Source organism: Actinosynnema sp., from assembly GCF_052038725.1.
In genome coordinates, this window is record NZ_JBQGCX010001450.1 from 1 (window position 1) to 5,751 (window position 5,751).

At 74.2% G+C, this 5,751-nt stretch carries 5 protein-coding genes; all 5 read right to left on the reverse strand.

Going from position 1 to position 5,751, the window contains the following annotated elements; translation table 11 throughout:
- On the reverse strand, positions 1–1,815 hold a 1,815-nt coding region (locus ACTUAL_RS30645), incomplete at its 3' end, for a beta-L-arabinofuranosidase domain-containing protein (protein WP_440902670.1).
- Positions 1,812–3,173 (reverse strand): aminopeptidase P family protein, encoded by a 1,362-nt coding sequence (locus ACTUAL_RS30650; protein WP_440902671.1) that lies wholly within the window; start codon positions 3,171–3,173, stop codon positions 1,812–1,814. The genes ACTUAL_RS30645 and ACTUAL_RS30650, both read right to left, overlap by 4 nt.
- Before the next feature lie 10 nt (positions 3,174–3,183).
- Positions 3,184–4,503, reverse strand: a complete 1,320-nt coding sequence (locus ACTUAL_RS30655; RefSeq protein WP_440902672.1) for an alpha/beta fold hydrolase — start codon at positions 4,501–4,503, stop codon at positions 3,184–3,186.
- Complete coding sequence (locus tag ACTUAL_RS30660; protein WP_440902673.1) at positions 4,500–5,480, reverse strand: ATP-binding cassette domain-containing protein; 981 nt, start codon at positions 5,478–5,480, stop codon at positions 4,500–4,502. Before ACTUAL_RS30660 ends, ACTUAL_RS30655 begins: the two co-directional genes overlap by 4 nt.
- Positions 5,477–5,751, reverse strand: a 275-nt coding sequence (locus tag ACTUAL_RS30665) for an oligopeptide/dipeptide ABC transporter ATP-binding protein (protein WP_440902674.1), incomplete at its 5' end; no start/stop codon positions are given. The genes ACTUAL_RS30665 and ACTUAL_RS30660, both read right to left, overlap by 4 nt.

The following is a 5,751-nucleotide window of genomic DNA, read 5'->3' on the forward strand; positions in this document are numbered from 1 at the left end:
CTCGTCCGACTGCCGCAGGGAAAGGTGGTAGCGCTCGTGACCACCGTACCACTCGGGATCGAAGTTCAGGCCGGAGATCGACACCAGGTCGCCGTCCCGCTCGTAGCCGACCAGCGAGCCGTCCAGACCCCGGAACGCCGCGGGCGACACCGGCAGGACGGTGGCCGACTCGTCCCTGGCCAGCAGCACGGTCGGCCCCAGCTCCGCGCTCACCAGCGTCGGATCGTCCACTGTGGACACCAGGCGCAGCGGCAGCGGGAGGTCCAGCGCGACCTCGTCGCCGGGGCGGAAGTCGCCGGACACCACGGTGAAGCCCTCGGCGGTCAGGTCAGCCGGAGCGCCGTCCACCGAGAAGCCCGCCGCGGCCCACGACGGCACCCGCAGGTGCAGCTCGCCGGAGAAGTCCGCGTCGAACTCCACCACCACCCGCCCGTCGCGCGGGTACCCGGTGCGCAGCGCCACCGTCCCACCGCCGGGCAGCGTCACCCGCGACGGCACGTGCCGAGCCACCACGAGCTTGCCCGGCGCGTGGAACCACACCCAGTCCTGGTGCTTGACGTGCGTCTCCAGACCCGTTCCACCGCAGCAGGTCCCGACGTTGTCGTACTCGCGCACCGCCCCCGCGTCGACCGGGTACATGTACACGACCTCGGGCGAGACGTCGGACGAGACGTCCGCGCGCGAGCCGACCATGTGGTTCAGCCACGCCCGCTCGGCGTACTCCGGGTACCGCGCGTGACCGGTGCGCGCGAACAGCGACCGGGCGATCTTGAGCAGGTTGTACGTCGCGCACGACTCGGCGTTGCGCCTTCCGATGAACCCCGCGACGGTGTCCGCGGGCCCCCACAGCTCGCCCTCGCCGGTGCCGCCGTGCGCGAACACCCGCCCCGGCACGACCTGGTCCCACAGCGCGGTCACCGCGTCCAGGTACCGCGCCTCGCCGGTCGCGTCGTGCTGGTCCAGGTGCCCGAGGAGCATCGGCAGGTGCTGGTTCGCGTGCATCCCGTCCAGCAGGTCGCGGCCCTGCGCCGCGCCCTCCAGCAGGTGGTCCAGCTCGAAGGCCGCCGCCGCGCGCAGGAACACCCCCTCGCCGGTGATCCGGTGCAGCGCCGCCAGGCTCTCGTTCATGCCGCCGAACTCACCGGCGATGTACAGCGACCACATGCGCTGCAGGTGCGCGCGCTCCAGCCGCAGCACCCGCCCGGCGACCCAGTGGCCCATGCCGACCGCGAGCTCCAGCGCCTGCTCGCTGCCGGTGTGCTCGTGCGCGTCCAGCAACCCGGCCATGATCTTGTGGCAGGTGTAGTACGGGGCCCAGATCTCGCCGTACGGGGCCAGGTCCTCCAGCCGGGAGAACTGCCACTCCCCGTACGCCGCCAGGAATCCGGGGTGGCTGTAGCGGCCGGTCGCGGCGAGCGCGTCGCGGACCTCCGCGAGCCCCGCCACGATCTCCCACGCCTTGGCGCGCAACGACTCCTCGCCGGTGGACGCGTGCGCGAGCGCGACCATCGACAGGAAGTGCCCCGCGTAGTGCCCGCGCAGCAGGCTCGCCGTGGGGGCCACGCCCGCGCCGGGGTACTCCTCGGCCGACCACGGCTGCTCGTCCGGGTGGCCGAAGTCCTCCCAGTTGCCGGGAGGGAGCGCGCCGCGCGTGTCCAGCCCGGCGTTGGCGCGGAACACCGCCAGCACCCGGTCGACCGGGAACACCCGCGCCTGGTGCAGCATCTGCCCGGCGGCGCGCGACTGCACGCCGTCCAGCAGCTCCACGTCCCGCAGCGGGAACGGCTCCAGCGCGAACGGCGCCGGGCCGGTCACCGGGCGGCCCACCGCTCGATGCCCGCCGCGTCGATCGGCAGCGCCCCGGACAGCACGTCACTGCCGGTCGCGGTCACCAGCAGGTCGTCCTCCAGGCGCACGCCGATGCCGCGCAGCTCCGGCGGCACCGTCTCGTCGTGCGCGTGGAAGTACAGGCCCGGCTCGACGGTCAGCACCATGCCGGGGCGCAGCGGGGCGCCCTGGTACTGCTCGTACGCGGACGACCCGCAGTCGTGCACGTCCAGCCCGAGGTGGTGGCCGACGCCGCACACCAGGTAGCGGCGGTGCTCCTGCCCGCCGGGGGCGAGCGCCTCGTCGACGGACACCGGCAGCAGGCCCCAGTCGTGCAGCCCGCGCGCGATGACCTCCATCGACGCGAAGTGGAAGTCGCTGAACGTGTTGCCGGGCTTGACCTGCGCCATGCCCGCCCGGTGCGCGGCCTCGACCAGGTCGTGCACGGAGCGCTGCTCGGGCGTGAACGCGCCGCCGACCGGGATGGTGCGGGTGACGTCGGCGGTGTACAGGCTGCGGGTCTCCACGCCCATGTCCAGCAGCAGCGCCTCGCCGGGCAGCACGGGCCCGTCGCAGCGCACCCAGTGCAGGATCGGCGCGTGCGGGCCGGAGCCGACGATCGTGCTGTAGCCGGGGCCGTTGCCGAAGGTGCGGGCGTGGCGGTCGAACGTGCCCTGGAGCCACCGCTCCCCCAGTCCGCGCGCGACGGCGAGCGGCACCTCGTCGGCGACGGCGGCGAAGCCCGCGACGGTCTGGTCGACCGCCTCTCGCAGCTGGCCGATCTCCCACTCGTCCTTGACCATGCGCAGGTCGGACAGCACGACCCGCTGCCGGTCGGCGTCCTCGGCGGCCGTGCCGTCGTGGTCGGCGATCGGGCGCACCGGCAGGCCCAGCGCGCGCTCCCAGGCGGCGATCCCGGCCGACGGGCCGACCCACAGCTCGCCGTGCGCGGCGCTGGCGTAGAAGTCGCGCTCGCCGGGGCGGGCGGGCGGTGGCAGGTACAGCACCGCGTCGTGGCCACCGGTGCGCGGGGTCATCACCAGCACCCCGCCCTCGACCTGGCAGGAGGTCGCCCACACGAAGTCGCTGCCCGCGCGGAACGCGTAGTCCGCGTCGCCGTTGCGGTTCGGCGCGCGCCCGGCGGCGACCACCACGGTGCGGCCGGGCAGCGCGGCGCTGATCCGGTCGCGGTGCTCGGCGGCGGCGCGCGCGGCGGCCTCGTCGACCGGGGCGGGAACCTCGCGGTCGGCCCAGCCCTGCCCGATGCGGGACAGGAAGCCGGGGCTGTCGTCGGCCAGGCGCGGCGGCTTGGTGCCCGCGTGCGGCGGGACGGTGGCCTCGGTCATCGGTTCTCCCTCATCGCTGTTCTCCACCGGAATCCCGGACGATCTCGCGGAGCCTGCGCAGCACCTTGCCGTCCGAGATGCCGTCGTGCTCGTACTCGTTGGTCACCCACGCCCGCGCGTTGCCGAGGCGGGACAGGGTGTCGCGCTGGAGCTCCTCGTCCACGAACAGGTCGTCGTGGTAGACGACCGCCGCGAGCGGGACCTCGTTGGCCGCCAACCTCTCCGGGTCGTACAGGTCGGTCCAGACCCGCACGTCCGCCAGCTCCTCCATCGCGGCGGCGAACGGCCGCAGCGCGCGGATCTCCTGGAACATCCAGGGGAAGGCCATCTCGGAGGTGAGCAGCAGCGGCCTGCGGTCCTCGGCGAACTGCGGGCGCAGGTCCCGCTCGCGCTGCGCGGACCAGCGGAACGGGCCGTTGTCGCCGTCGCCGTAGATGCTCTCCTGGAGCACCCAGAACAGCGGGTTGCCCGCGTAGGAGGTCTTGGTCAGCGCGGCTTCCAGGAACTTGCCGGTGAACCGGCCGTCGCGGTGCAGCGCCTCGGACACCAGCCAGTGCAGGCGCTGGTGCCCCGTGTTGAAGCCGAGGTCGCCACCCAGGGTCTGGAAGCGGCGCACGGACAGCGGCGAGCCGTCCGGCAGCTCCACGCCGCCCTCGGCCAGCCGGTCGGCGATCGCGGCGACCGCGTCGACGTCCTGCGGGTAGCGGCGGTAGAAGTCGGCGGTCTTGGCCTCGGCGCGGGTGAAGGTGCGCCGGTAGACCTCGTCCGGGTCCGCAGGGGTGCCGGGGATCCCGCCGCACACGTAGCACGCGGCGAGCGCCTGCGGGGCGTGCGAGAGGTAGGCCAGGGTGATCCAGCCGCCGAAGCTCTGGGCGAGCGTGGCCCACTTCCTCCCGCCGTAGCACCGGTTCCGCACGTGCTCCAGGTCTCGCACGATGGAGTCGGCGCGGAAGTGGAGCAGGTGCTCGGCGGCGGCGCGCCCGTCCGGGAAGCCCGCGATGACGGCGCCGTCGACCGGGGTGCTGCGGCCGGTGCCGCGCTGGTCGACCAGGACCACGCGGTAGGTGCGCAGCGCCTCGGCGAGCCAGCCGTCGACGCGCTCGGGGCGCGGGTTCGCGCCACCGGGACCGCCCTGCAGGTAGGTCAGCAGCGGCAGGTCCTCGCGCCTGCGGTCCGGGTCGGCGAACTCCCGGACGAACAGCTCCACGGTCCGCTCGTCGGGGGCGCGCCAGTCCAGCGGCACGTCGACGGTGAACTCGCGCACCCACGCGCCGGGCACGGGGTACTCGACGGGGGTGGTCTGGGCTGCGTTCGACTGGGCAGGGCTCATGCGGTGACCTCGGTCGGGTTGTCCTCGCCCGCCGGGCCGTTCCCGGCGGACGGCCCATTGTCCGCGTCCGTTCGGTCGACACCGGCGGCGGCCTCGTGCTCGGTTGCCCCGCGCCCGGTTGCCCCGCGCTCGGCGGCCTCACGCTTGGCCGCGTTGCGCAGCCGCGCCTGCTCCCACTCCGGCCGGATGCGCGGCACGGCGGCCAGCAGCGTGCGGGTGTACTCGTGCCGCGGGTCGTCGAACACCGCGTCCCGCTCCCCCGCCTCCACCACCCGACCGGCGGTCCTGACCGCGACGGTGGTGGCGATCTGCCGCACCACCGCCAGGTCGTGCGCGATGAACAGGCAGCCGAAGCCCTCCTCCCGCTGCAGGTCCCGCAGCAGGTTGATGATCTGCGCCTGCACCGAGACGTCCAGCGCCGACACGGCCTCGTCGCACACCAGCACGCGCGGCCCCACGGCGAGCGCGCGGGCGATGCCGATGCGCTGCGCCTGCCCGCCGGAGAACTGCGCCGGGTAGCGGCCGACGTGGTCCGGGTCGAGCCCGACCCGCTCCAGCAGCCCCTGCGCGAACGCCTTGGTCCCGCCGGGCACCGGCCGCTTCTGGTACCGCAGCGGCGCGGTCACGATCCGCTCGACGGTGTGCCGGGGGTTGAGCGAGGAGAACGGGTCCTGGAACACCACCTGGACCTGCCGCCGCACCTCCAGCAGCTCCGCCCCGGTGACCGAGGTGATGTCGCGCCCGTCCAGCCGCACGGCGCCGGAGGTGACGTCGATCAGCCGGGACGCCAGGCGCGCGGTGGTGGACTTGCCGGAGCCGGACTCGCCGACCAGCGCGAGGGTCTGGCCCGCGTGCAGGTCGAACGAGACGTCGTCCACCGCGCGGAACCTGCGCGCCGGGCGCAGCAGCCCGGCGGTGCCCGCGACCGGGAACTCCTTGACCAGGCCGCGGGCGCTGAGCAGCGGTTCGGTGCTCATTCCCCTCCTCCCGTGGTGCGCAGCGCGCCGATGCTGTCGTCGATGCGCGGGACGGCGTCGAGCAGCGCCCGCGTGTACGGGTGCCGGGGGTCGGAGAAGACCCGTTCGGTCGTGCCCGCCTCCACCACCTCGCCCTTGCGCATCACGACCAGCTCGTCGGCGACCTCGCTGACCACGGCGAGGTCGTGCGTGATGAGGACGAGCGCGGCCCCGGTGTCCCGGCGCACCTCGGTGAGCAGGTCCAGGATCTGGGCCTGCACGGTGACGTCGA